Raw genomic sequence first — 24,125 nt, 5'->3', positions numbered from 1 at the left:
GAGGATTTAGACGTTGACTGGTCCTGCTCATCTAGCGTCCGCACCGCCGAAGCATCTGCACGGCGGCCTTATTATATGGTTGAACCGGTGCTAAAACCGGTAGCGCACAAACGCTTCCATGGCCTCGTACTCCGTGAGGCCCAGCTGGTCGTAGAGCTTGGCGGTGGCGTGGTTGCGGTCTTCGGAGCGCTGCCAGAACTCGCGCTTGTCGTTGCCCGGAAACACCGCGCTGTCTTTCTGCGATTGGTGCTTGAAAATGGCTTTGCGCTTGCGCATCAGCTCCTCGGGGCTGATGGGCACGGCCATTTCGATTTCCTCCACGTCCCATTCCTGCCAGGCCCCGCGATAGAGCCACAGGTAGCAGTCTTCTACCCATTCTTCCTGGCCCTTTAGGCGCGCCAGGGCCGCAAAAATAGCGTCCAGGCACACGCGGTGGGTACCGTGCGGGTCGCGCAGGTCGCCAGCCGCGAAAATCTGGTGCGGCTGGATGGCCCGCAAAATGTCCACCGTTTCCTGGATGTCGGCCTCGCCCAAGGGCTTCTTTTTCACTTGGCCGGTTTCGTAAAACGGCATGTTCATGAAGTGCACGTTCGGCTCCTTCACGCCGCAGAAGCGACAGGCCGCCGCCGCCTCGCCCTTGCGAATCAGCGCCTTAATGTCCTGCACCAGCGCGCTGTCTTCCTCGCCCAGCTTTTTGTGCTTCAGAAACTCCACCACGTCGGCATGCTCCCGCCGCGTGCTTTCTACGCCAACGTTCAGCTTCTCGGCAAAATCCAGGGCAAAATCCGCGTAGCGACGGGCATCGTCGTCAAACACGGCGATGTTGCCCGACGTCTGGTAGGCCACGTGCACGTCGTGGCCCTGGTCGACGAGGCGCAGCAGGGTGCCGCCCATCGAAATCACGTCGTCGTCGGGGTGCGGGCTAAAAATCAGCGAGCGTTTCAGGGCGGGCACGGCGCGCTCGGGGCGCTGGGCGTCGTTCGAGTTGGGCTTGCCGCCCGGCCAGCCCGTGATGGTGTGCTGGATGGTGTTGAACACCTTGATGTTCAGGCTATACGCGCTGCCCGCTTCGGCCAGCAAGTCGCTCAGACTGCCGTCTTTGTAGTCTTCATCGGTCAGCTTCAGGATGGGCTTTTGCGTTTTCAGGCTCAGCCAGATTACTGCCCGCCGAATCAGGGCGTCGTCCCACACGCACATGCCCACCAGCCAGGGCGTTTTGATGCGCGTCAGCTCCAGGGCGGCCCATTGGTCCACCACCACTTCCGTGTGGGGATGCTGTTGCAGGAAAGAGGCCGGCACCTCGTCCGAAATGCGGCCCTCCACCGTTTCCTGAAGGATTTTGGCCTTGCCTTCGCCCCAGGCCATGAGAATGATTTTGCGGGCTTTCATGATGGTGCCCACGCCCATGGTCAGGGCCCGCAGCGGCACGTATTCTTCCTTGATAAAGTCCTTGGCGGCGTCGGTAATCGTGAGCGGGTCGAGCTTCACCAGCCGGGTGGCCGAGGCGATGGACGAGCCCGGCTCGTTGAAGCCAATGTGCCCGGTGCGGCCAATGCCCAGCAGCTGCAAATCGAGCCCGCCGCAGTCTTCAATCAGTTTTTCGTAGGCCTGGCAGTACTCCTTCACTTTCTCGATGGGCAGCGTGCCGTCGGGAATGTGGATGTTTTCGGGCAGAATATCGACGTGGTCGAACAGCTGCTCGTGCATGAAGTAGACGTAGCTCTGCAGCTCGTCCGGCGGCATGGGGTAATACTCGTCAAGGTTGAACGTAACCACGTTTTTAAAGCTCAGCCCGGCTTCCCGGTGCAAACGAATCAATTCTTTGTACACTCCGATGGGAGACGAGCCGGTGGCCAGGCCCAGCACGGCTTTCTTACCCTTTTTCTGCTTGTGGCGAATCAGCTCCGCAATCTCATAGGCGATGCTGATAACGGCCTCCCGGGATTCATCGAAAATCGTGACCGGCAGCTTCTCGAAGGTGGTTTCGGAGTAATTCAAGACTTCCATAGCGGGCTTTCGGAGGTAAAAGTTTGCGGAATGAGCGAGCGAGGCAGACGATTCAATTTGCAAGGCCTGCCGGGTACAGGAATCTTAAGATATACTTGATGATATTCTGCTACATTTTTATGAATTATTGCTCCTATGTAAATCTTTTCACTACTATTCTTTTGCCAATAAAATCACCCGTTTTGAAATAGGACTCTCCGGACAGCTGCTCATCCGATAGAATCAAACTTACAGACTCAATTCGGACAAAGCAAGCGAATTTGGAAAAAAATGTGTGCGCACACGCAAAAATATTCCTGCCAAGTGTGCGCACACGCAGAAGATTTATACGTTCGGGGCTCATACTCCCTAACCCGGCCGCCAAATATGAAAATGAACAGATAGGTCCCTGCCTTCACCCCAAAGAATGAAGAGCGCGCAACAGCTAACTTCGGTGCATTGATTCCAATTTACTTCCATAAACGAATCGGCTTCGGGAGGAAGTCGCAGTAAATAGTGAGTGACCGGGCAGGGCTTCCAGCGGGCCCGAACCGGGCTTTTCCCTGCTTCTTTCGGTCATACCTTTGAATGAATCTTCAAGCAGGCACTAAGGATAGTATTATGGCAAAAAGTGCGGTGCGCATCAAGGACATCGCGGCCAAGGCCAACGTTTCGGTAGGAACCGTTGACCGGGTGCTGCACAACCGGGGCCGGGTATCGGAGGACGTGCGGCAGAAAGTGCTGCTCATGATGCAGGAGCTTGACTATGAGCCCAACATGATTGCGCGCGCCCTGGGCTCGAACCGCACCTACGAGCTGGCCGTGCTCCAGCCCGACCATACCCTGGACCCCTACTGGCAGGCCCCCTGGAACGGCCTGGAGAAAGCCGCCCGCGAGCTGAAGCAGTACGGGGTGCACGTTACCATCCATTCCTACAACCTGACGGAGGTCGACTCTTTCCTGAAGCAGGCGGAAGCCGCTACGCTCTCTCAGCCCGACGGCATTCTGATTGCGCCGCTGTTCTACCGCGAGTCGCTGGCATTTTTTGAGCGTTGGCAGCAGCAGGGGATTCCCTATGTGCTGTTCAACACCTACATCGCCGAGTTGCAGTCGCTGAGCTACGTGGGGCAGGACTCGTACCAGAGCGGCTTTCTGGCGGGCAAGCTGGTGCACTTCGGGCAGTCGCAGCCGGGCACGTTCGTCATCGCGCACATTGCCGAGGACATTGCCAACTCGGTCCATATTTCCCAAAAGGAACGGGGTTTCCGCGACTACTTTGCCCAGTTGGCGCCCGCGCCGGATGGCCCCCCACCCCCCCCCTTCAACATCATCAGCATCGACCTGCCCCAGCCCACCGACCCGGCATTTGCCCGGCAGCTGAACCGGCTGCTCGACGACGAGCACACCCACCTCAAGGGGATTTTTGTGAGCACCTCCAAGGCCTACGAAATCGCGCCTTATCTGCAAGCCAACCACCGCGAAGACATTCGCCTGGTGGGCTACGATTTGCTGGAAAAAAACATTCACTTCCTGAACGAGAACGTCATTGATTTTCTCATCAATCAAAACCCGAAAAAACAGGGCTACTGGGGCATCTCCGCACTGGCCGACCTGTTGGTTTTCAAGAAGAAGGTCCCCGCGCTGAAGTATCTCCCGCTTGATATTATCACCAAGGAAAACCTGCAGTATTACGTCGATAAGTAAGAAGCCGGCCAGCACCTTCCTCAATAACCTATAAACGCAAACAACCGCCGCCGGCTCAGGGCCGACGGCGGTTGTTTGCGTTTAAGTAGCCGTTCAAAAGTAAACGGGTTGTCAGTTGCTCGTTGTTAGTAGTCAGTCAGATGATTGTCAAAATACTAACAACAGACAACTAATAACTGACAACTTAAGTGCGCAGAAAGCCTTACTTGGGCATCAGCACGGTGTTGACGACGTGGATAACGCCGTTGCTCTGCATCACGTCGGCGATGGTCACGGTCGAAATGCCGCCTTTCTCGTCTTTCAGCTCAATGGCTTTGCCTTTCATCATGGCCGTCAGGGTGCCGCCGCTCACGGTTTTGAGGGTAGCCGTGCCTTTGCCATCCTTGATGGCTTTCATGAGGTCAGCCGAGGTCATGCGGCCAGCTACGACGTGGTAGGTCAGGATTTTGGTGAGGGTAGCCTTATTCTCGGGCTTCACCAGGGTTTCTACCGTGCCGGCGGGTAGCTTGTTGAAGGCTTCGTTGGTAGGGGCAAATACGGTGAAAGGGCCAGCGCTTTCCAGCGTCTCAACCAGGCCGGCGGCTTTCACAGCGGCCACCAGGGTGGTGTGGTCTTTCGAGTTAACGGCATTTTCCACGATGTTTTTCGTAGGGTACATGGCCGCACCGCCCACCATTACGGTGCCGAGCATCTTCTTGGTCTGGGCCGAAACCGTGGTGGTAGCGGCAACGCTGAAGAGGGCTACGAAGGCGAGGGAGAACAAAGACTTTTTCATTGGTATAGAGGAATGGTTTGATGTTTTGAATGATGACCCACCTACGCCACTGGTTCGGCAGCCGGATTGCATCGGCAGTAAGTTTTCTGGAATAGCCCCGCTGGCCGGGCTCGCTAAGCGGCCGCTCAAGATGCCCTCGAAGGCCCCGAGTCGCTGATTATGAGCGAGTGCCGACGCCACCGCAGAAGTATTTACTCTGCGGCGCCAATCATCAGACTTTATCCGGTTGCGGTCGGGCTGGGAGGCAGCCCGGATAACTAATTGGAATGCGACCAAATCATGACCCAAGTATTAGGATTTAATTACCTAAAATACGGTTTGTAACGCATTGATTATCATTTCATGTAGTTAATATAAAATCAAGATAACAGCCTTACCTGGCGGGTACTTTTGGCCACTGTTAACCTGTTGGCTATGCTTCCTCTGTACCGTTCTTTTATCTATTGTGCGCTACTGCTGCTTTCGCTGCTGGCCTTGCCGGCGGCGGCGCAAAGTGGTGGCAGCACTACCCCGGCCACCCTGCGCGGCACGGTGCGCGACGCTGCTACCGGCGAGGTGCTCATCGGGGCCACGGTGCTGGTGCCGGCCACCCAGCAGGGCACGGCCACGCTGCTCGACGGCACCTTTTCGCTGAAAGGGCTGAAGCCCGGCGCGGCCGTGGCGGTGCAGGCCCAAACCCTGGGCTACGCCCCGCAGCTGCTCACGGTGGCGCTGCCGGCGGGCACCACGCAAACGCTGGAATTCAAGCTGGCCGCCACGGGCCGCGAGCTGACCGAGGTGCTGGTGGCCGGGCACATGGACCGCGAATCGGCGGAGCAGGCGCGGCGCTCGGAGCAGAAGGCCGACAACGTGGTGAACATCATCGCGGCCCGCACCATTGAGCTCTCGCCCGATGTGACGGTGGGCAACGTGGTGCAGCGGGCCTCGGGCGTGTCGGTGGTGCGCAATTCGGGCGGCGACGGGCAGTACGCCATCATCCGGGGCATGGACCGGCGCTACAACTACACGCTGGTCAACGGCATCAAAATCCCCAGCCCCGACCCCAAAAACCGCTACGTGCCGCTCGACATCTTCCCCGCCGAGCTGCTGGAACGGCTGGAAGTGGTGAAGGCCCTAACGCCGAACATGGAAGGCGACGCCATCGGCGGGGCCATGAACATGGTGATGAAATCGGCCCCCGACCATTTGGTGGTGGCGGCCACGGCGGCCGGCGGCTTCAGCGATTTGTTCGCCAGCCGCACGTTTGCGGGCTTTAGTACCAGCGGGCAGGCCCGGCAGTCGCCCAGCGAAACGCACCCGGCCGGCTACCAGGCCCAGCCGGGCGACTTCTCGAACAAGGCCCTGAACTACTCCAGCCTCAAACTGCCAGTGAACTCGCTGTTTGGCCTCACGCTGGGCAACCGCACCAAGGACGGCAAGCTGGGCCTGCTGGTGGCGGGCAGCTTCCAGAACACCTACCGCGGCTCGGACCGGCTTTTTTACCAGCCGCTGGGCCAGCCCAAGCCCGACCCGCAGCCTAACACCTTCACCTTCGATGAGATTCAGCGACGCGAGTATTCGCTGCTGCAAACCCGCGTGGGGCTGCACGCCAAGCTCGATTACGTCCTCAATGCCCGTAACCGCATCAGCTTGTATTCGCTGCTGGTGCGGCTCGATGATGCCCAGCACCGCCACATCGTGACCAACGATTTGGGCACCGGCGGCGATGTGCCGGTGCAGGACCAGTCGCGGTTCCAGCGCCAGCAATTGTGGTCCGAAACCCTGCAGGGCGACCACACGCTGCTGCCGCGCCTCAGCCTGAACTGGTCGGCGGTGTACGGCCGGGCCACCTTCGCCACCCCCGACCAGACCACCGTGGGCCTCGTGCGCGCCACCGCCGCCAATACCCAGCAGGGCACTTTCGTGCAGTCGAACACCCACCTCTGGCAGCGCAGCCTCGACCAGGACGTGGCCGGCTACGCCAACCTCAACTTCGCGGCCACCGACCGCCTCGATTTCACCGTCGGGGGGATGCTGCGCAACAAGGACCGCAGCAATTTCTACGACTACTACGACCTGGCGGGCGCCACCACCGGCACCGGCACCAACAACCGCCAAGTGTTCACGAGCTACGACCAGGCCCGCTTCGCCTTTAACAGCAGCTACGACGGCCTGGCCAAAACCACCGACGCCAACAACTACACCGGCACCGAGCGCATCACGGCGGGCTACGCGCAAGCCAAGCTGCTGCTGGCGCAGAAGCTGCAAATTCTGGGCGGGGTGCGGCTCGAAAACACGCGCCAACACTACGATTCGCAGCTGCCCACCTCTGCCGTGGGCAAGAGCGGCACGCTCACCTACCTCGACATTCTGCCCAGTGTGCACCTCAAGTACCTGCTCAGCGAACGGCAGAACCTGCGCGCTTCGTACTTCAAAGGCATCAGCCGGCCCAACCTCTACGAGCTGATTCCGGGCACTAATAACCTTGACAACGAATACTATACCTCGGCCGGCAACCCCTATCTCAAGCATACTCAGGCCGATAACTACGACCTGCGCTACGAGCACTACGGCCCGGCCAACTCGCAGCTGCTGGCGGGCGTGTTTTATAAGAACATCCAGAACCCGATTGAGTATGGCTTCAAGCAGGTGGGCAACAACAGCTCCTACTACCAACCCCAGAACTTCGGCACGGCCGTGAATTACGGGGCCGAGCTGGTGTTTATCAAGTACCTGGGGCACCTGGGCCTGACCGGCAACTACACCTACACGCACTCGTCCATCACGACCACCAAGCGCGTGTACTACCGCGACGCCAACGGCAACCTGCAAAACGCCGATGCCGGCCAGCCCACTGCTGAATATCCCACCGCCCCCACCCAAACCCGCCCGCTGCAAGGCCAGAGCGACCACATTGCCAACCTGGCGCTGCTCTACCGCAACGAAACTTCGGGCTTCAACGCGCAGGTGGCGGCCGTGTACACCGGCCGGCGCATCATCGCTGTGTCGCCCTACAAGGACCTCGACCAGTGGCAGCGGGCCACCACGCAGCTCGATTTCTCGACTGAGCAGAAGCTGCCCCACCACCTCACGGCCTTCCTCAAAATCACGAACCTGCTCAACACGCCCACCGTGGTGGAGGTGATGCAGGCCCCCACCACCAGCCTGCTGTCCGCGCCCGAGCAAACCCGCACCGACCGCATTTTGGTGCAGCGCGACGAATACAACCGCACCTATCTGCTAGGCCTGCGCTACCGCCTCAACTAAGTACGGCACCTCATTTACTCTCTGATTTTGAAGCGGATTAATCGAATTTTCTGCCTGCTGCTCGCGGTGCTCAGCAGCGCGGCGGCGAGCGCAGCCGGTCCCGGCCGGCCGCCCAAAGCCAGCCCCGCGCCGGCCCCGTTCGACTTCGTGGCGCTCGGCGACACGCCCTACTTCCTGCCCGCCGACTACGGCCGCTTCGAAGCCCTCATCGGGGCCGTGAACCGGCAGCGGCCGCGCTTTACGGTGCACGTCGGCGACATCAAATCGGGCTCGACGCTGTGCACGGAGGAGCTGTACGGCAAGGTGCTGGCGGAATTCCAGCTGTTTGAGCAGCCGCTCATCTACACGCCCGGCGACAACGAGTGGACCGACTGCGGCCGCGAAAAAGCCGGCCGCTACGACCCCGAGGAACGGCTAGCCGTGGTGCGTAAGCTGTTCTTCCCCGACCACAACTCCTTCGGCAAAACCAAGCTGCCACTCACCTCGCAGGCCCTGCGCCCGGCCTTCGCCGCCTACGTCGAAAACAACCGCTGGGCCAGCGGCAACGTGGCCTTCGCCACCGTGCACCTGGTGGGCTCGAACAACAACTTCGTGCCCAACGACGCCAAGGGCCAGAACCACGAGTTCTACGACCGCATGAAGGCCAACGTGGCCTGGCTCGATGAGGTGTTCGCCGACGCGGCGGCCCAGCACCGGCTGGGGGTGGTGCTTTTCACCCAGGCCGATATGTTCAGCCCGGACAAAAACGCGAAGGACGCCGACGGCTTCACCGAAATCATCGCCGCCCTGAGCCGGCACGCGGTCGCCTTTGGCCGGCCCGTGCTGCTGGTAAACGGCGATTCGCACCGCCTGCTCATCGATAAGCCGCTGCCCAACCCCGCGTCGCCCAAGCAGGTGCTCCAGAATTTCACCCGCCTGCAAGTGCCCGGCGAAGCCGACGTGGTGGCCGTGCGCGTGAGTGTGGACCCCACCCAGCCCGCCCTGTTCCAGTTTCAGGAGCTGGGTGCCACGGCCCCTCAACCCTGATTTTCCCCAACCCTCTTTTTTCAACACCCCTATGAAATTATTTACAACTGCCCTGCGCGGGACGGGCCTGGTGGCGCTGGCCGCACTGGGCCTGCTGGCCTCCTGCAACAAGTCCAACGAGGAAGTGGAGCTGTCCACGCCGCCGCTGTCGGTGGGCCACCCGGTCAACAATTCCGCGCCGATTGGCGGTCCCATCAAGGGCACCATGCAGCAGGATTTGGAGTACAACGTGACGGCCGACGTGTTTGTGAATGCCGGCGATACGCTCGTGATTCAGCCCGGCGTGAAGGTTAACTTCCTGGGCAACTTTAACTTCATCATCAAAGGCACCCTGCTCTCGCTGGGCTCGCAGGCCAAGCCGGTGTATTTCCGGGCCAAAAACGCCACCACCAACACCGTGGTGGCCCACACCGACCAGGTGAGCGCCGACCCCGCCACCGACCCCGCCTACCAAGGCCTCTGGGGCGGCATTCTGGGCGACGTGACCTGCCCGCTGATGGTGCTGAAATGGACGCACGTCGAGTTCGGCGGCGGCACTGTGGTGGTGTCGCCCGTATCGGCCGGCATTGCCAACAACAAGAACACCTATCCCATTTTCTTCCAGAATCCCTTGGGCGCGTTCATCCTCGAAGACTCGTGGGTGTACGGCGCCACCGACGACCCGATTCGGGTGCTTGGCGGCCGCATTCAGGTGATGCGCAACACGTTTGAGAAAGGCGGCAAAACCGGCGGCGAGAGCCTCAACATCAAGTCGGGCACTACCGGCAACATTGCCTACAACCTGTTCGTCGGCACGGCCACCAACGGCTCGAAAGCCTCGAACAACGGCGGCAAAAACCCGCAGACCAACATCTACATGTACAACAACACGTACATCCACTGCGGCTTCCGGCGCAACTCGGCCGGGCGCGGCGGCTCCATCAACTACGAGGAGGGCTCGCGTGGCGTGTACTACAACAACCTGATGGTGAACTGCAAATACGGCCCGCGCGTGGTGGGCTCGGGCAACTACCTCGGCAACGTGCTGGTGGTAGCCGACACCGCCAACCTGCGCTACGGCTACAGCCTGAACTACGTGGACTCGCTGGCCCTGGCCAACGAAATCTACCCCACGGCCTTCCTCACCAAGCCCCAGGCTACCGATATTCCCTTGCCCAGCTCCTGGCTGCCGGCTGGCTACCGCCTGGGCCAGGTATACACCGCCCCGCAGAGCCTGCTCCGCGCCAACAACCCGCAATTCGTGAATTTCCCGCTGCCTGCCCCGGTGCGCCGCCTGGCCGATGTGAACACCGTGGGTACCTACAACTTTCACCTGCTGGCCAGCTCGCCGGCCCTCGGCAAGGGCTACACCGGCTTCCAGCCCCTGGCCACCTCCCCCGCCATCCCGGTGAATGCCAACTTCGGCGCTACGGCCATCACGCTGCCCAGCCGCGACCTGGGCGCCTACCCCAGCGACAATTCGGGCAACCAGCACTAATTATTCGTCAGCCAGGCAGCTGTCCCTCATCGGGCCATCATGCTGAGCGTAGTCGAAGCAGCTCTATCGCGCAACTAATCTGATTTAGTACTGCGGTAGAGCTGCTTCGACTGCGCTCAGCATGACGTTTTTACAGCCCTTTCCGGTTTACGGCCCATCCCAAACCACCATGAACAGAATCATCCGCCTGCTGCTCCTGCCGCTGGCGAGCCTGCTGGCCCTGCCGGCCTGCCATCCCGAAACCGCCACCCAGCCGCAGCCCGCCCCGCCCACCAGCGCCGTACGCGACACGCTGGCGTACTCCTTCGCGGTGATGGGCTGCAACCGCGTCGACAACTCGGACGCGAACCTGGCCACCAACCCCAGCACGGCCAACGTGCCCCAGCTCACCCGCACCTACGCCGACCTGGCGGCCCTGCGGCCCGTGCCCGACTACCTGTTTTTTATGGGCGACATGGTGCTGGGCTACTCGCCCGACACGGCCGTCATCGGCCGCGAGCTGCGGGCCTGGGTGGCTCTCTACCGCGCCGCGCCGCTCAGCCGCACCAGCATCCGGATGGTGGCCCTGCCCGGCAACCACGAGGTGATGAGCGGCAAGAACCAGCCCGCCTTCCTGGGCGCCGAGCAGGCGTGGCGGGCGGCCCTGCGGCCCTACCTGGCCGGCAGCAACGGCCCCACCGCCGGCGGTCCCGACCGCCTGGCCACCGACCAAAGCCAGCTTTCCTATTCCTTCGATTTCAAGCAGAGCCACTTCGTCATCCTGAACACCGACCCGGTGGGCACCGAGGGCACTGCTCCGCTCGACTGGCTGGGCCGCGACCTGGCCGCCGCCCGCGCCCGGGGCAGCAAGCACCTATTCGCCCTGGGCCACAAGCCCGCGCTCCCAGCTCCCGCCGGCGACGGCCTCAGCAATGGGGGCAGCCTGTGGAGCATCCTCGATGCCAACCATGCCGAAGCCATGCTGGCCGCCCACAACCACCTCTACTACCGCATTCAAACGCCACCATTCCACCCGTGGCAGCTCATTGCCGGCAACGGCGGCAGTCCGCTCGATGCCAGCGCCTCGCCCAACAAGCTGTTTTTCGGCTTTATTCTGGTCAAAGTCTTCACCAGCGGCCGGGTGATGGCCTACAGCTACGGCCGCGACCTGCCCGCCAGCGGCTACCTGGGCCCCACGGCCGGCATTGCCACCACCATCCGCGACTCGGTGGACATTACCTGGAAATAGCCCTGATACGCGCTACTAACGCCCAAGCCTGAAACACCTGTCCTGCGCCAGTTGGCTACCAGAACCGAACTATCTCAGGCCGTATATTGCATAGCTGGCAGCCGCTTGGGAAACCGGCCTTGTCCTGTAGTTCAGGCACAAATAAAAAGGCCCTTAGCAGTGCGCTAAGGGCCTTTTTTGTGGCAACAGTTGGAATCGAACCAACGACACCAGCATTTTCAGTGCTGTGCTCTACCAACTGAGCTATGTTGCCGTTTCCCCGCCGTAGTAACCTGCTTTGGGGACCGCAAAGGTACGAAAGCAGCGCAATGCCGCAAGATGTGGCGCAAAAAAAGTCGAATAGCTGGCTGGTTATTTTTAAAAGTAGTCGGCATGCCGAGTATATTGCATCCCCAAACGTTCCCGCCTTCTTACCTTTACCGCATGTTGCAACCCATCCTCTTTGCGCTGCTGCTGGTCGCAGCCTTCGGCTTTTTCACCTGGCAAGTCCGGAAAATCCGCGCCAACATCCTCGTCGGGCGAGACCGCGATATGAGCGGCCACGCCGCCGAGCGCTTCCAGAAAACCCTGCTCGTCGCTTTCGGGCAGCAAAAGATGTTCAAGCGCATGACGCCGGCCCTGCTGCACCTGGTGGTGTACGTGGGCTTTCTGGTCATCAACATTGAGGTGCTTGAAATTGTGGTCGACGGCCTGTTCGGCACCCACCGCTTTTTGAGTTTCCTAGGGCCGGTATATAGCCTGCTGATGGCGACCAATGAGGTGCTGGGCGCACTGGTTATCATCGCCGTGGCCGCGTTCTGGTGGCGCCGCAACCGCAAGCCGCCGCTCAAGCGCTTCAGCGGCCCCGAGCTGCGCGCCTGGCCCAAAATGGATGCCAACATCATCCTCTACGTTGAGGTAATTCTGATGGTGGCCCTGTTCACAATGAATACCTCGGACCTGAAGCTGCACCAGCTGCGGGGCGAAAACCTGCCCGGCGCGTTCCCCATCAGCAGCCTGCTCATGGGCCTGCTGCCGGCTAATGCGGGCATGCTGGAAATTATGGAGCGCGTGGGCTGGTGGGCGCACATCACGGGCATCCTGCTGTTTCTCAACTACCTGCCTAGCTCGAAGCACTTCCACATCATCATGGCGTTCCCGAACGTGTGGTACTCGCGGCTGGTGCCGCAGGGCCAGTTTTCGAACGTGGAAAGCATCACCAACGAGGTGAAGGCCATGATGGACCCCAGCTTCGTGGTGCCGCCCGCGCCGACTGCGCCCGATGGCTCGGCCCTGGCCCCCACGCCCTTCGGCGCCAAGGACGTGGACGACCTGCCCTGGACCAACCTGCTGAACGCCTACTCCTGCACCGAGTGCGGCCGCTGCACCTCGGTGTGCCCGGCCAACCTGACGGGCAAGCTGCTTTCGCCGCGCAAAATCATCATGGACACCCGCGACCGGATGGAGGAGAAGTATAACTCGCCCCTCATTTTCCGGCCCAACCTGTACGGTGAGGAAGCGAAGCACGAGCCCATCACCGACCTGATGGAAGCCACACTGCTGCGCGGCAAAGTGACGCCCGAGGAGCTCTGGGCCTGCACCACCTGCAATGCCTGCGTGGAAAGCTGCCCCGTGAACATCAACCCGCTGGAAAGCATCATCGAAATGCGCCGCTTCCTGGTGCTGGAAGAGTCGGCCGCCCCGAACTCACTGAACGTGATGTTCTCCAATATCGAAAACAACGGCGCGCCGTGGGCTTTTTCGCCATCGGACCGGTTCAACTGGGCCGATGACTTGTTTGCGGTGGAGAAGGCGGTGAAAGTAGCAGTGTCCTAAGAAAAAAAGCCATGCTGAGCGAAGTCGAAGCATCTCTACCGCAATACTAACTAATGACTTATACGGTGGAGATGCTTCGGCTTCGCTCAGCATGACCGTCCTAGATAACCCTTCCTTTATGACTCCTGAAGCTCCCACCAAAAAGCAAATCAACGTTCCCGTCATGGCCGATTTGGCGGCCCGCAACGAGTCGCCCGAAATCCTGTTCTGGGTGGGCTGCGCCGGTGCTTTTGATGACCGGTACAAGCGCGTGACCCGTGCTTTCGTGCGCATCCTCGACCACGTAGGCACCAAGTACGCCGTGCTGGGCCTGGAGGAAAGCTGCACCGGCGACCCCGCCAAACGGGCCGGCAACGAATTTCTGTTCCAGATGCAGGCCATGCAGAACATCACGACGCTGAACGGCTACGGCATCAAGAAAATCGTGACGGCCTGCCCGCACTGCTTCAATACCATCAAGAATGAGTACCCGGCGCTGGGCGGCGACTACGAAGTCATTCACCACAGCACCTACCTGCAGCAGCTCATCAACGAGGGCAAGGTGGGCGTGACCGGCGGCGAGAGCTTCAAGGGCCGCCGCATTACCTTCCACGACAGCTGCTACCTGGGCCGCGCCAACAACATTTACGAAGCCCCGCGCGACGTGCTGGCCGCCCTCGACGCCGACCTGGTGGAGATGAAGCGCAGCCGCGCCAACGGCCTGTGCTGCGGCGCGGGCGGCGCCCAGATGTGGAAAGAAGCCGAGCCGGGCAAGAAGGAAATCAACATCGAGCGCACCGAGGAAGCCCTGGCCACCCTCAGCGGCAAGGCCGACGCGCTGGCCAACCTGACCGGCGTGGAAACCGAAACCAGTGCCCCCGGCCCGCATGATTTGCAGGGCAGCATCATTGCCGTATCGTGCCCCTTCTGCATGACGATGATGAGCGACGGCGTGAAAAACAAGGAGCAGGAAAGCAAGGTGCAGGTGTTCGATTTGGCCGAGCTGGTGGCTTCGGCCGAAGGCATCAACGCCTGATTCCTTCGCAGGAGTTAACTTATGGGGGTAAACGAAGACAAGAAAATCTGCTTGGCTTCGTTTACCCCCATAACTTTGGGGCAGGCCCGCTGTGCGAGGCTTGATTAAATTTCCCGCCGTTAACTCCCCGATATTATGTACGTTGCTTTTGACCAGCTGCCCCCCGAAGCCCGGGTGTGGATTTATCAGGCCAGCCGCCCGCTCACGGGGCCGGAGGCGGTGTCCATCCTGCCGGGCCTGGCCCGCTTTGCCGAGGAATGGACCAGCCACGGCCGCACCCTGCACGCCTCGGCGGAAGTGCTGCACCAGCACTTTCTGGTCATTGGCCTCGACGAAGGCATTGCCGGGGCCAGCGGCTGCTCCATCGACGCGTCGGTGCGCTTCGTGGCCCAGCTGGAGCAACTACTGGACGTGGAGCTGCTGGATAAATCCCGGCTGGCTTTTTTGCAGGCAGGCACTGTTCAGCTGCTGAAGCGCGGCGAACTGAAGGCCGCCGTGGCAGCCGGGACCGTAGTTTCCGATACGTTCTACTTCGACAATACCTTAGCGACTAAGGGCGAATTGGATACCAAATGGCCCCGGCCCGCGGGCCAAACCTGGCTGGCCCGCTACTTCGGACAGGAAGAAAAAAACCGGCAGCTTGCGTGAATCCTACCTAAACGTAGTATTATTGCTAACCCAAAAATGCCAAATCGGGAATATTTCCCGGTTCCCCCCTCCCTCTCCACCCCCCCCCATCACACCACCTATGAGGAAACTATTATTCGTCTGCACTGCGGCTGGTTCTGTTGCGCTATTGAGCAGCTGTGCCACCACGGGCAGCATGAGCAAGGGCGACAAACAATTCGCCCGAGGCCAGTATGAGCTGGCCATTCCCCTGTATCAGGCCGATGTGGCCAAGGGAAAAAACGCCGCCATTGCAAATTTCCGGCTTGGTGAAGCGTACCGGTTGTCCAACCGGATTGAGCAAAGTGAACCCTTCTATAAGGCCGCCCTCGATGGCGGCGTGAAAAACGCCGACGCTGGCTTCCGCTACGCTGAGGCGTTGAAAGCCAACGGCAAATACGACGAAGCCGCCACCCAATTTGCAACCTACGCCAGCAGCGGGGGCAACCGCACGCTGGCTGCCCGCGCCGACGCTGAAAGCAAGAACGCCACGGCCAGCAAGGCCGTAGCCGCCGTTAAAAACAAGTACGATGTGATGCCGGTGGACGCCCTGAATTCGGCCGGTTCGGATTTTGGTGGCACCATGCTGGCCAGCACCGGTGATTTCATCTTCACTTCGGGCCGCGACGGCAAGAAGTTCCTCGGCAACGGGGAGAACTTCGAAGACCTGTACGCCATCAAGTTTGACAACGCGGCGGCCATGAGCGGCGGCACCGTGCGCAAGCTCGAAGGCCCCTTCAACACCGAAAACAAGCACGAAGCCAGCGCCACCTACACCCCGGATGGCAAGACGATGGTGTTTGCCCGCTCGAACGACGGCAGCAAAAAAGGCTACCTGAGCGTCGACCTCTGGATTTCCTACTTCAAAGCCGGCGCCTGGACCGAGCCGGTCCTGGCCAACATCAACGACCGCACCGCCGACGACTTTTCGCCGGCTTTCGCCCCCGACGGCACCACGCTATATTTTGCTTCCTCCCGCAAGGGCGGGCAGGGCGGCAACGACCTGTACAAATCCACGCTGGGCCCCAACGGCCGCTTCTCGCCGGCCGAAAACCTGGGCGAAAGCATCAACTCGGCAGGCAACGACAACTTCCCCGGCGTAGCCCCCGACGGCACGCTGTACTTCGCTACCGACGGGCGCCCCGGCCTGGGCAAGCTCGACCTCTTCATGGTGAAAGCGGGCCAGCCCGTGAACCTTGGCGCCGATGTGAACAGCACGGCCGACGATTTCGCCCCCGTGCCGATGGCCGACAACACCGGCCTGTTCAGCTCGAACCGCGCCGGTGGCAAAGGCTCGGACGACGAGTATATGTTCAAGAAGAAGCCGCTCAAGCTGGTGACCTTCTACGCTGACGGTACCGTGCTGGAGCACGACGACAAAGCCAATACGACGACGCCCATTGCCGGTGCGACCGTGACCGTGGCCAGCGCCAACGGCCAGTCCCAGACTGCCACCAGCGGCGCCGATGGCAAATTCAGCCTGAAGCTGGACTCGGTGACGAGCTACACGGTGCGCGCCGAGCGCCCCGGCGACTTTGCCGCCCGCACCACCGTGAGCACCGTGGGCCGCAAGCCTACCCAGGACCAGCTGCCCAACCTGACGAACGACATTCAGCTGCCGGTATCGCTCACACTGAACAAAATCATCCTCGCCCGGGCCATCGAAGTCAAAGACATTTTCTACGACTACAATAAGTACGACATCCGTCCGGATGCCGCCATTCGCCTCGATACGCTGGTGCAGACGCTGGTGGACAACCCCAAAATCTCCATCGAGCTGAGCTCGCACACCGACTCGCGCGGCAAGGATGCCTACAACATGAAGCTCTCGCAACAGCGGGCTGAAGCCGCGGTGGCCTACATCGTGAGCAAGGGCGTGGACAAGGCCCGCATTACGGCCAAGGGCTACGGCGAAACCCGCCCGGTGGTGCTCAATGCCAAGACCGAAGAAGAATACCAGCGCAACCGCCGCACCGAGTTCAAAGTGACGAGGGTCGCCAAGTAAGTTCACTTGCCGCCTCCAAAAAAGCCCCCGCAACTTCGGTTGCGGGGGCTTTTTTTGCGCCTTATCCTTTCAGAGGAGACAGGAAAAGAACGTTCATACCACGCTTAGTCGAATACGCTAACAAGTTGGTCGATTGGAGCCGAGCATCGCGGGAGCGCGCCGCCAGGTTTGGGCTGGGTGCTGGCGTGGCAGCGTGCCCCCTCATGGGCACATTTTTTTGCCGCTGGCCGCTAAACCTGGCTTGTCTGCCACGGTCTAGCGACTAGCATTTTTGGCAAATAGGCCAATGTTGCGCTTTTCCACTCTCTCCTTTTTTACCTATGTTGAAACACCTTTCCCTGCTCTCAATAGGCATCTTTATGACTTGCCTGAGCAGTTGCCGCAAAGACGATGTCGTGGTGCCGGTGCCCACCGTACAGTCGTCTCCGATTCCCCGCAGCACCCTCCTGCTCAATCCGTCGGGCTACGCGCCACTTTCGGCCCAGCTCACCTTTAGTACCACCGGGGCGGGGACTACCACGGTGGTCGTGCACGGTAAACACGGCCCCGCATCCGATATCACGCAGCACATCCACGACGCGGGCCCGACGCATGTGGCGCCCATCCTGGGCTTGTATGCCAACTGGGCTAATTTCGTGACAGTTACCTTCACCGCTGACAATGGCCAGACCGTGCTGACCGACACACTAACGGTGCGAACCGGCTTCCTGCCCGCCAATCTGCCCACGGCCATCACCGTTACCACGCCGCCCGCAGCCGCGCTGGGCGGCGCGCTGAGCCTGGTGAGCAATTTCAGCCGCACGGACCCTTACGTGCCTTTTGTGGTGGATAATTACGGCGACATCCGCTGGCTGCTGGATTTTTCGACCCATCCCACCCTCAACCACCTGGCGTACGACTGCGGCATCAGCCGCCTGAAGAATGGCGATTATTTTTTCGGCGACAAAACCACCGGCAAGCTTTATGAGGTGGATGCCTTCGGCAAATCGGTCGCGACCTGGGACCTGCCCGGCTACACGTTCCACCACGAAGCGTACGAAAAGCCCGACGGCAATTTCCTCGTTACGGTGAGCAAAGACGGCAGCACGAACCTCAGCGGCGGGCCCACCGTGGAAGACTTCGTGATTGAGCTGAACCGCACCACCGGCGCCGTGGTGCACGAATGGGACCTGCGGGCGCTACTCGACGAGGGCCGCACCGCGCTGGAAAGCGACCCGCAGGATTGGCTGCACATCAACGCCGTGATGTATGACCCTGCCGATAATACCGTCGTGATTTCGGGCCGCTTCCAGGGCGTGGTGAAGGTGAGCTACAGCGACCAGATTGTCTGGATTCTGGCCCCGCACAAGGGCTGGGGCACCAACCGGCGCGGGCAGGACCTGAACAACTACCTGCTGACCCCCCTTGACGCCAACGGCGCGCTCATCACCGATACCGACGTTTTGCTGGGCAACACCAACCGGCCCGACTTCGAATGGAACTGGTACCAGCACTCGCCCACGAAGATGCCCAACGGCGACTGGATGCTGTTTGACAACGGCACGCATCGCAACTTCGGCCTGACGAATGCCGTGTACAGCCGGGCCGTCGAATACCGCATCGACCCGGTGCACATGACCGTGCAGCAAGTGTGGGAATACGGCAAGGAGCGGGGCGCCGACACGTTTTCGTCCATTGTGTCGCGCGTGCAGTTTCTGCCCGGCACCAACCATGTGCTGTTTTGTCCCGGCTACCAGGTGCCCACCGCCAGCGGCCAGGGAGGCCGAATCATTGAAGTTGACTACACCTCCCGGCAGACGCTGTTTGAGATGAGCCTGACCGTCGCCAACGGGTTTGGATTCCACCGGGCCGACCGCACCACGCTGGGGCAATAAACCGGCTTGCGAAGGCCCCTAATCCGACCTATTGGAACGTGGCACACCTTTTGAAATCAACGTAAATACCCGCCGGAATCACCGGTAGGTATTCCCCTTTAGTGCCATGAAAAAGGCCTTACTTCTTGCCTTGGCCGGTTTGTTTGCGGCGGTGGCCCCTGCGCTGGCGTACCCGCCCGCGGTTGCCAATGTCAATTTTACCTCGGAGCGCGGCCTGCCGTTTGGCCTCGTGCTCGACGGGCGGCCGCTCACGCGCGGCCTGGCCCGGCAGGTGCACCTCGACCAGGTGTTGCCCGGCCAGCACTGGGCCGAGTTTACCCTGCCCGCTGCCTACGGCCGGCTGGTGCGTTTTCGTAGCCAGGTGTGGCTGCAGCCCGGCCTCGAAACCACGTTTGTGCTGGTGTCCAGACCCGGCTGGCCGCTCGACCTGCGGCAGGTGAGCGCGGTGCCGCTGTATGGCCGCGGCGGCTATGGCCCCGGCTACCCGGGCCAGGGTGGCGGCTACAACAGCCCCACGCCTTACCCCCAGGCCCCCCAGGGCGGCTACGGCAGCAATGACCCTTACTACGGCGGCCCCAATGGCGGCTACGGCAATGCTCCGGCCCCCGGCCCCAACAACGGAGGTGGCTACAACAACGGACCCCAGGGCGGCTATAACAACGCCCCGAACAACCCCAATGGCGGCTACAACAACGCCCCGAACAACCCCAACGGCAGCTACAACGGCCCCAATAGTGGCCCGGGCAATTACCCCGGCGCTCCGGCGGGCAGCTACCGCATGATGGACCCGCAGGACGTGAACGCCCTGCTGCAGGACCTGCGGCAGCAGCCCGATGAGGCCAGCAAGCTGGACCTGGCCAAGCAGGCCCTGGACCAGAGCTCCATTCAGGCCGACGACCTGAAGCGCCTGCTGCTGCTGCTGAATTTCGACGCGGCCCGCGTGGAGCTGGCCAAGTTTGGCTACGCCCACGTAGCCGACGTTCAGAATTTTAGCCGCGTGTATTCGGCCTTCAGCTTTGAGGCCAGCAAGCGCGAGGTGCAGCAGGCCGTGAGCGCCGAGCCCCGCAATTAACCCCTGGCCCTGCTACCAAAAAGGCCGCCGAGATGTTCTCGGCGGCCTTTTTGGTGGTTGGTGCGGCGGGATTACCGCAGGCGGTCCATGCTGCGCACCAGCTGGTCGTCGCGGCGGATGAAGCGGTTGGCCAGCAGGTTCAGCACGAGGGCCAGGGTGGGCAGGTAGAAGCCGGCCAGGAAGCCTCCTTCCAGCTTGAGGTTGAGCAGCTGCTCGCCTTTGTTGGAGAAATAGAACATGGCCCCGAGCGTAGCCACGATGAGCAGCAGGTTGACGGAGCCCAGCAACAGCTGCCGGGCCCGGCTGCGGAACTGGAAAATCTCGAACGCGGCCACGGCGGCCGATGCGGCGGCCAGCAGACCAATCACCCACACCGGGCCGGTTCCGGCCGGCACTTGCAGGCCCTGGGCCTGGAAACCGAAGGCGGTGAGGGTAAGCTCCTGGTGGGTGAGGCCGTCGACTTTGTGCCACAGCGGCAGGGCCAGCACGCTGAGCATGGCCAGCGCCAGCAGGAGTAAAAACACGCTTTGGATTCTTTGTATCATCTTTGTTGTAATGTAGAAAAGCCTCGGACCTGTGCCGGGGCTGCAAATTTAATCCCATCCGGCGCTTGCGCCGCACCTGATACCCTCTTACTAATGCCAACTGCTTATATCGTGGACGCGGTGCGTACCCCGATTGGAAAATTTGGCGGTGCGCTGAGCAGCGTCCGCCCCGATGATTTGGCCGCTCACGTTCTGCGTGAGCTCCTGCGCCGCAATCCTTCCGTTGATAAAAGTGCCGTGGAAGACGTCATCATTGGCGCCGCCAACCAGGCCGGGGAAGACAACCGCAACGTGGCCCGCATGGCCGCGCTCCTGGCCGGCCTGCCCATCACCGTGCCCGGCAACACCGTGAACCGCCTCTGCGCCTCGGGCCTGCAAAGCATCATGGACGCGGCCCGTGCCCTGAAATGCGGCGAAGGCGACGTGTTTCTGGCCGGCGGGGCCGAGAGCATGACCCGCGCCCCGTTCGTGATGGCCAAGTCGGAATCGGCCTTCGGCCGGGAGCTCACGGCCCATGATACGACGCTGGGCTGGCGCTTCGTGAACCCGCGCCTGAGCAAGATGCACTACCCCTACGCCATGGGCCAGACGGCCGAGAACGTGGCCAAACAGTACGGCGTGACCCGCGAGGAGCAGGACGCCTTTGCCTTCGAAAGCCAGCGCAAATACGCCCGGGCCCTGGAAAAAGGCCGCTTCCGCAAGGAAATCGTGCCCGTGTTCATCCCGAGCCCCAAGGGCGACACGGCCCTGTTCGATACCGACGAGCAGCCGCGCTTTTCGTCGATGGAAAAGCTGGCCACCATCCGGCCCGCTTTCCAGCCCGACGGCGGCACCGTGACGGCCGGCAACTCGGCCGGCATCAACGACGGGGCGGCGGCCGTGCTCATGGTGAACGAGGACGCCCTGGCCCGCTACAACCTCAAGCCCCTGGCGCGGGTGGTGGCCTCGGCCGTGGTCGGCGTCGACCCGTCGGTGATGGGCCTGGGGCCGATTCCGGCCACCCGCAAGGTGCTCCAACGCGCCGGCCTGACGCTGGACGACATCGACCTGATTGAGCTGAACGAGGCCTTTGCGGCCCAGAGCATCGTGTGCGTGCGCGAGCTGGGCCTCGACATGGCCAAGGTGAACGTGAACGGCGGCTCCATTGCCATGGGCCACCCGCTGGGCAGCTCGGGCGCCCGCATCACGGCCACGCTGCTGCACGAGATGCACCGCCGCGAAGGCATGCGCTACGGCCTGGCCGTGATGTGCGTGGGCGTGGGCCAGGGCGCGGCCGTGGTGTACGAGAAGCTGTAGGCGTAGAGAAACGGGAGACGGGAAAAGCAGAACGTCATGCCCCGGCTACGCGCGGCATGACGTTCTGCTTTTTTCTCGTTCAGCCGAAACTACCCTTGCACAGTAGCCTTGGCCGTCTCGGCCGGGGCGGGGGCTTGCAGCAGGCCCACGCGGAAGTAGGCGGCGGCGCGGGCTTCGTCGCGCGGGAACTGGGCGGCCACCAGCTTCACGGCATCGGAGAGGCGCAGGGTGAGGTCGGCGCGGTGGTGCTGGGCTTCGGCGCGGGCCTTGGCGCTCTGCTCGTCGCCGGCCCCGGTGCCGTCGCGGGCGTTCTTGAAGGCGGTGTAGAAACCGGTGTAGAGTGTGGCGTCGAACTCGGCCCCCAGGGCGTTGGCGTGGGTGGTGGCGGCTTCGGCGGCGCGGGCAAAGAGCAGGTCGGCGGTGAGCAGGGTGGCATGGCCGTATTCCTGGCGGCCGTTGGGAAAGAAGGCCAGGCGGATGGCCGGAGTCTTTTTGCTTTTGTAATCGATGAGGGCTTCGTCTTCTTCGAGCTGGTGCTGGAGGTCGGCCACGGCACCCCACATGAACTGGGCGCTGGTGCGGCGCTGGCTGATACCAGCGTCGCCATCGGTGACCGCGCCGAACAGGGCGGTGTAGTAAGTGGTGAGGTCGGCGGTGAGCTTGGTAAACGCGCCATCGGGGTTATCCAGGGTGAGGCGCTGGATGACGTCGAGCGTAAATTTTTGCAGGCGCGGCAGCGTCACGTCCTTGGTGGCAAAGAAATCGGGAGCAAAAAAGGGGGTAGGGTCCTGCATAGTAGATGGCGCGCCAGTGAAGAAGGGTGATAAGTTGAAGCGTTGGCAACTGACGACGCACAAGAATACAACTATTTAGCAATACCTGCCCCGGCCCGGCCATCCGAGCCGCTCCCATGGGCCCGCCACGCCGCTTCCGGCTCGTCGGGGGGCTGTCGCCCCAGCCACGGAGGTGCTGCGGGGGCGTAGGACGGTCTTCGCCGACGACGAAAGGCCCCTTACGTCCCGTAACCACCCTTTCGCCGGTGCCGACGGGCCCCTTACGGGCCGTCGGCACCGTTGCGGTAGTGGCGAAGGGCCGGGTACGGCTCGTCGGGGGCCTTTCGCCTGCCGGGCTGCGGGAAAACTCCTCAAGAAGCCCTGCCACGCCCGTATCTTGGGCGGCCCAACGGCTGCTTAAATGCTAACCCTTACAATTCTTTTCCTTCGCATGAAACACGTTTTCCTTTTTTCTACCAAGCAGTTGTTGCGTTTCACCCGGCGCGGCGCGCTGCTGCTGGCCCTGGGCGCGGCGGGGCCGGCTTCCCGGTCGAAACCACGGGGCTGGCGCCCGGCGTGTACACCCTGCGGCTGATGCTCACAGGCGGCACCGTGGCCCGGCGCGTGGTGGTAGAGTAGCGCGGACTTTGTAGTCCGCGTCCCAACGCCGTCCCAACGACTTGTTCGGGACGCGGACTACAAAGTCCGCGCTACAGCGCTGCTTCCCGGCCGTACTTTTGCGCCTCATGCGCTACTTCTTTCATTTTGCCTACGACGGCACGCGCTACCACGGCTGGCAGGTGCAGCCCAACACCCTCACCGTGCAGGCCGAAGTGGACCGCTGCCTGAGCCAGGTGCTGCGCCAGCCCATTCACTCGCTGGGCAGCGGGCGCACCGATACCGGCGTGCACGCCAGCCACCAGGTTGCCCATTTCGAGGCCGACCTGCCCGAGAACCTCACCCTGGACCTGCTGCTCTACCGCCTGCGCCGGGCCCTGCCCACCGACATTGGCGCCCTGCGCCTGCACCCGGTGGCCGCCGAGGACCACGCCCGCTTCTCGGCCGAGGAGCGCACCTACGAGTATTTCGTGGTGACCCAGCCCGACCCTTTCCGGCGCGACCACGCCCTGTACATCGACCGGCCGCTGGACGTGGCGGCCATGAACGAAGCGGCCGCCTGCCTCATCGGGCAGTTCGATTTCACCTCCTTTTCCAAAGTCAAGGGCGGCGTCGACCACTACGTGTGCTACTGCTACGAGGCCGGCTGGCACGCCGCGCCGGGCGGCTGGGTATTCCGCATCCGCGCCAACCGCTTCGTGCGGGGCATGGTGCGGCTGGTGGTGGGCACCCTGCTCGACGTGGGCCGGGGCAAGATGACGCCGCGCCAGTTTCAGGCGCTGCTCTGGGCCCAGCGCCGGGTAGATGCCGGCGGCGCGGCCCCGGCCCGCGGCCTGTTTCTGAGCCGGGTGGAGTACGCGCCGGGCCTTGTGCCGGAGATGACAAACGGGCTGGGGTAGGGTGCGGGGGCTTGCCCCCGCCCGTCGTTGAACGACTGGTACCGGATTCGTTCAACGACGGGCGGGGGCAAGCCCCGCCCCCTACATTCAAGAGGGGCAGGTTAA

General features: G+C 62.0%; 18 protein-coding genes and 1 tRNA gene. 14 read left to right on the top strand and 5 right to left on the bottom strand.

Annotated features, from left to right (window positions below):
* Window positions 1-90 precede the first annotated feature (90 nt).
* Window positions 91-2,007 (bottom strand): glucosamine-6-phosphate deaminase, encoded by a 1,917-nt coding sequence (gene nagB, locus J4G38_RS01910; protein ID WP_210514693.1) that lies wholly within the window; start codon window positions 2,005-2,007, stop codon window positions 91-93.
* 600 nt (window positions 2,008-2,607) lie between these two features.
* Here nagB and J4G38_RS01905 point away from each other — a divergent pair.
* On the top strand, window positions 2,608-3,690 hold the full coding sequence (locus J4G38_RS01905) for a LacI family DNA-binding transcriptional regulator (RefSeq protein ID WP_210514691.1): 1,083 nt from the start codon (window positions 2,608-2,610) through the stop codon (window positions 3,688-3,690).
* Between the two features lie 202 nt (window positions 3,691-3,892).
* On the opposite strand, the gene J4G38_RS01900 is transcribed toward J4G38_RS01905, so the two are convergent.
* Window positions 3,893-4,465: a fasciclin domain-containing protein gene (locus tag J4G38_RS01900; RefSeq protein ID WP_210514688.1), complete on the bottom strand. Its 573-nt coding sequence runs from the start codon at window positions 4,463-4,465 to the stop codon at window positions 3,893-3,895.
* A 414-nt stretch (window positions 4,466-4,879) separates the two neighbouring features.
* On the opposite strand from J4G38_RS01900, the gene J4G38_RS01895 reads away from it, so the two are divergent.
* From J4G38_RS01895 to J4G38_RS01880, 4 genes are all read left to right on the top strand, one after another.
* Complete coding sequence (locus J4G38_RS01895) at window positions 4,880-7,711, top strand: TonB-dependent receptor (protein ID WP_210514685.1); 2,832 nt, start codon at window positions 4,880-4,882, stop codon at window positions 7,709-7,711.
* 27 nt (window positions 7,712-7,738) lie between these two features.
* Window positions 7,739-8,737: a metallophosphoesterase gene (locus J4G38_RS01890; RefSeq protein WP_210514683.1), complete on the top strand. Its 999-nt coding sequence runs from the start codon at window positions 7,739-7,741 to the stop codon at window positions 8,735-8,737.
* 31 nt (window positions 8,738-8,768) lie between these two features.
* Window positions 8,769-10,214, top strand: coding sequence for a hypothetical protein (locus J4G38_RS01885; RefSeq protein WP_210514681.1), 1,446 nt, complete (start codon window positions 8,769-8,771; stop codon window positions 10,212-10,214).
* 169 nt (window positions 10,215-10,383) lie between these two features.
* Window positions 10,384-11,442, top strand: coding sequence for a metallophosphoesterase family protein (locus J4G38_RS01880; RefSeq protein ID WP_210514679.1), 1,059 nt, complete (start codon window positions 10,384-10,386; stop codon window positions 11,440-11,442).
* 180 nt (window positions 11,443-11,622) lie between these two features.
* On the opposite strand, the gene J4G38_RS01875 is transcribed toward J4G38_RS01880, so the two are convergent.
* Window positions 11,623-11,695: transfer RNA gene (locus tag J4G38_RS01875), tRNA-Phe, on the bottom strand.
* A 170-nt stretch (window positions 11,696-11,865) separates the two neighbouring features.
* On the opposite strand from J4G38_RS01875, the gene J4G38_RS01870 reads away from it, so the two are divergent.
* The 6 genes from J4G38_RS01870 to J4G38_RS01845 all read left to right on the top strand — a co-directional run bounded on the left by J4G38_RS01870 (window position 11,866) and on the right by J4G38_RS01845 (window position 19,889).
* Complete coding sequence (locus tag J4G38_RS01870) at window positions 11,866-13,257, top strand: (Fe-S)-binding protein (RefSeq protein ID WP_210514678.1); 1,392 nt, start codon at window positions 11,866-11,868, stop codon at window positions 13,255-13,257.
* 163 nt (window positions 13,258-13,420) lie between these two features.
* A complete protein-coding gene (locus J4G38_RS01865) occupies window positions 13,421-14,272 on the top strand; it encodes a (Fe-S)-binding protein (RefSeq protein ID WP_210514890.1) in 852 nt (283 codons plus the stop codon).
* Window positions 14,273-14,407: 135 nt separating this feature from the next.
* On the top strand, window positions 14,408-14,920 hold the full coding sequence (locus tag J4G38_RS01860) for a hypothetical protein (protein ID WP_210514676.1): 513 nt from the start codon (window positions 14,408-14,410) through the stop codon (window positions 14,918-14,920).
* Between the two features lie 100 nt (window positions 14,921-15,020).
* Window positions 15,021-16,943: an OmpA family protein gene (locus J4G38_RS01855; RefSeq protein ID WP_210514674.1), complete on the top strand. Its 1,923-nt coding sequence runs from the start codon at window positions 15,021-15,023 to the stop codon at window positions 16,941-16,943.
* A 320-nt stretch (window positions 16,944-17,263) separates the two neighbouring features.
* A complete protein-coding gene (locus J4G38_RS01850; protein WP_210514672.1) occupies window positions 17,264-18,817 on the top strand; it encodes an aryl-sulfate sulfotransferase in 1,554 nt (517 codons plus the stop codon).
* A 106-nt stretch (window positions 18,818-18,923) separates the two neighbouring features.
* Window positions 18,924-19,889, top strand: a complete 966-nt coding sequence (locus tag J4G38_RS01845; RefSeq protein WP_210514670.1) for a DUF4476 domain-containing protein — start codon at window positions 18,924-18,926, stop codon at window positions 19,887-19,889.
* A 71-nt stretch (window positions 19,890-19,960) separates the two neighbouring features.
* Here the strand turns inward: J4G38_RS01845 and J4G38_RS01840 are convergent, their stop codons facing one another.
* A complete protein-coding gene (locus J4G38_RS01840) occupies window positions 19,961-20,434 on the bottom strand; it encodes a DUF4293 family protein (RefSeq protein WP_210514667.1) in 474 nt (157 codons plus the stop codon).
* A 93-nt stretch (window positions 20,435-20,527) separates the two neighbouring features.
* On the opposite strand from J4G38_RS01840, the gene J4G38_RS01835 reads away from it, so the two are divergent.
* The gene (locus J4G38_RS01835; protein ID WP_210514664.1) at window positions 20,528-21,730 is read left to right on the top strand and encodes a thiolase family protein; all 1,203 of its coding nucleotides are present in this window, start codon (window positions 20,528-20,530) and stop codon (window positions 21,728-21,730) included.
* 89 nt (window positions 21,731-21,819) lie between these two features.
* Here J4G38_RS01835 and J4G38_RS01830 read toward each other — a convergent pair whose 3' ends face one another.
* Entirely contained in the window at window positions 21,820-22,524 is a 705-nt protein-coding gene (locus tag J4G38_RS01830; protein WP_210514661.1) for a hypothetical protein, read from the bottom strand.
* Window positions 22,525-22,954: 430 nt separating this feature from the next.
* On the opposite strand from J4G38_RS01830, the gene J4G38_RS01825 reads away from it, so the two are divergent.
* Together J4G38_RS01825 and truA are read left to right on the top strand one after the other, a co-directional pair.
* Window positions 22,955-23,098 carry a hypothetical protein gene (locus J4G38_RS01825; protein WP_210514658.1) on the top strand — a complete coding sequence of 48 codons (144 nt, stop codon included), beginning with the start codon at window positions 22,955-22,957 and terminating at the stop codon, window positions 23,096-23,098.
* 151 nt (window positions 23,099-23,249) lie between these two features.
* On the top strand, window positions 23,250-24,020 hold the full coding sequence (gene truA / locus J4G38_RS01820) for a tRNA pseudouridine(38-40) synthase TruA (protein ID WP_210514655.1): 771 nt from the start codon (window positions 23,250-23,252) through the stop codon (window positions 24,018-24,020).
* Window positions 24,021-24,125: the final 105 nt, after the last annotated feature.

The sequence above is a fragment of the Hymenobacter terricola genome, assembly GCF_017921975.2.
Classification (GTDB): domain Bacteria; phylum Bacteroidota; class Bacteroidia; order Cytophagales; family Hymenobacteraceae; genus Hymenobacter; species Hymenobacter terricola.
The sequence above is the reverse complement of the archived record's forward strand: the minus strand, read 5'-3'. Positions and strand labels throughout refer to the sequence as shown.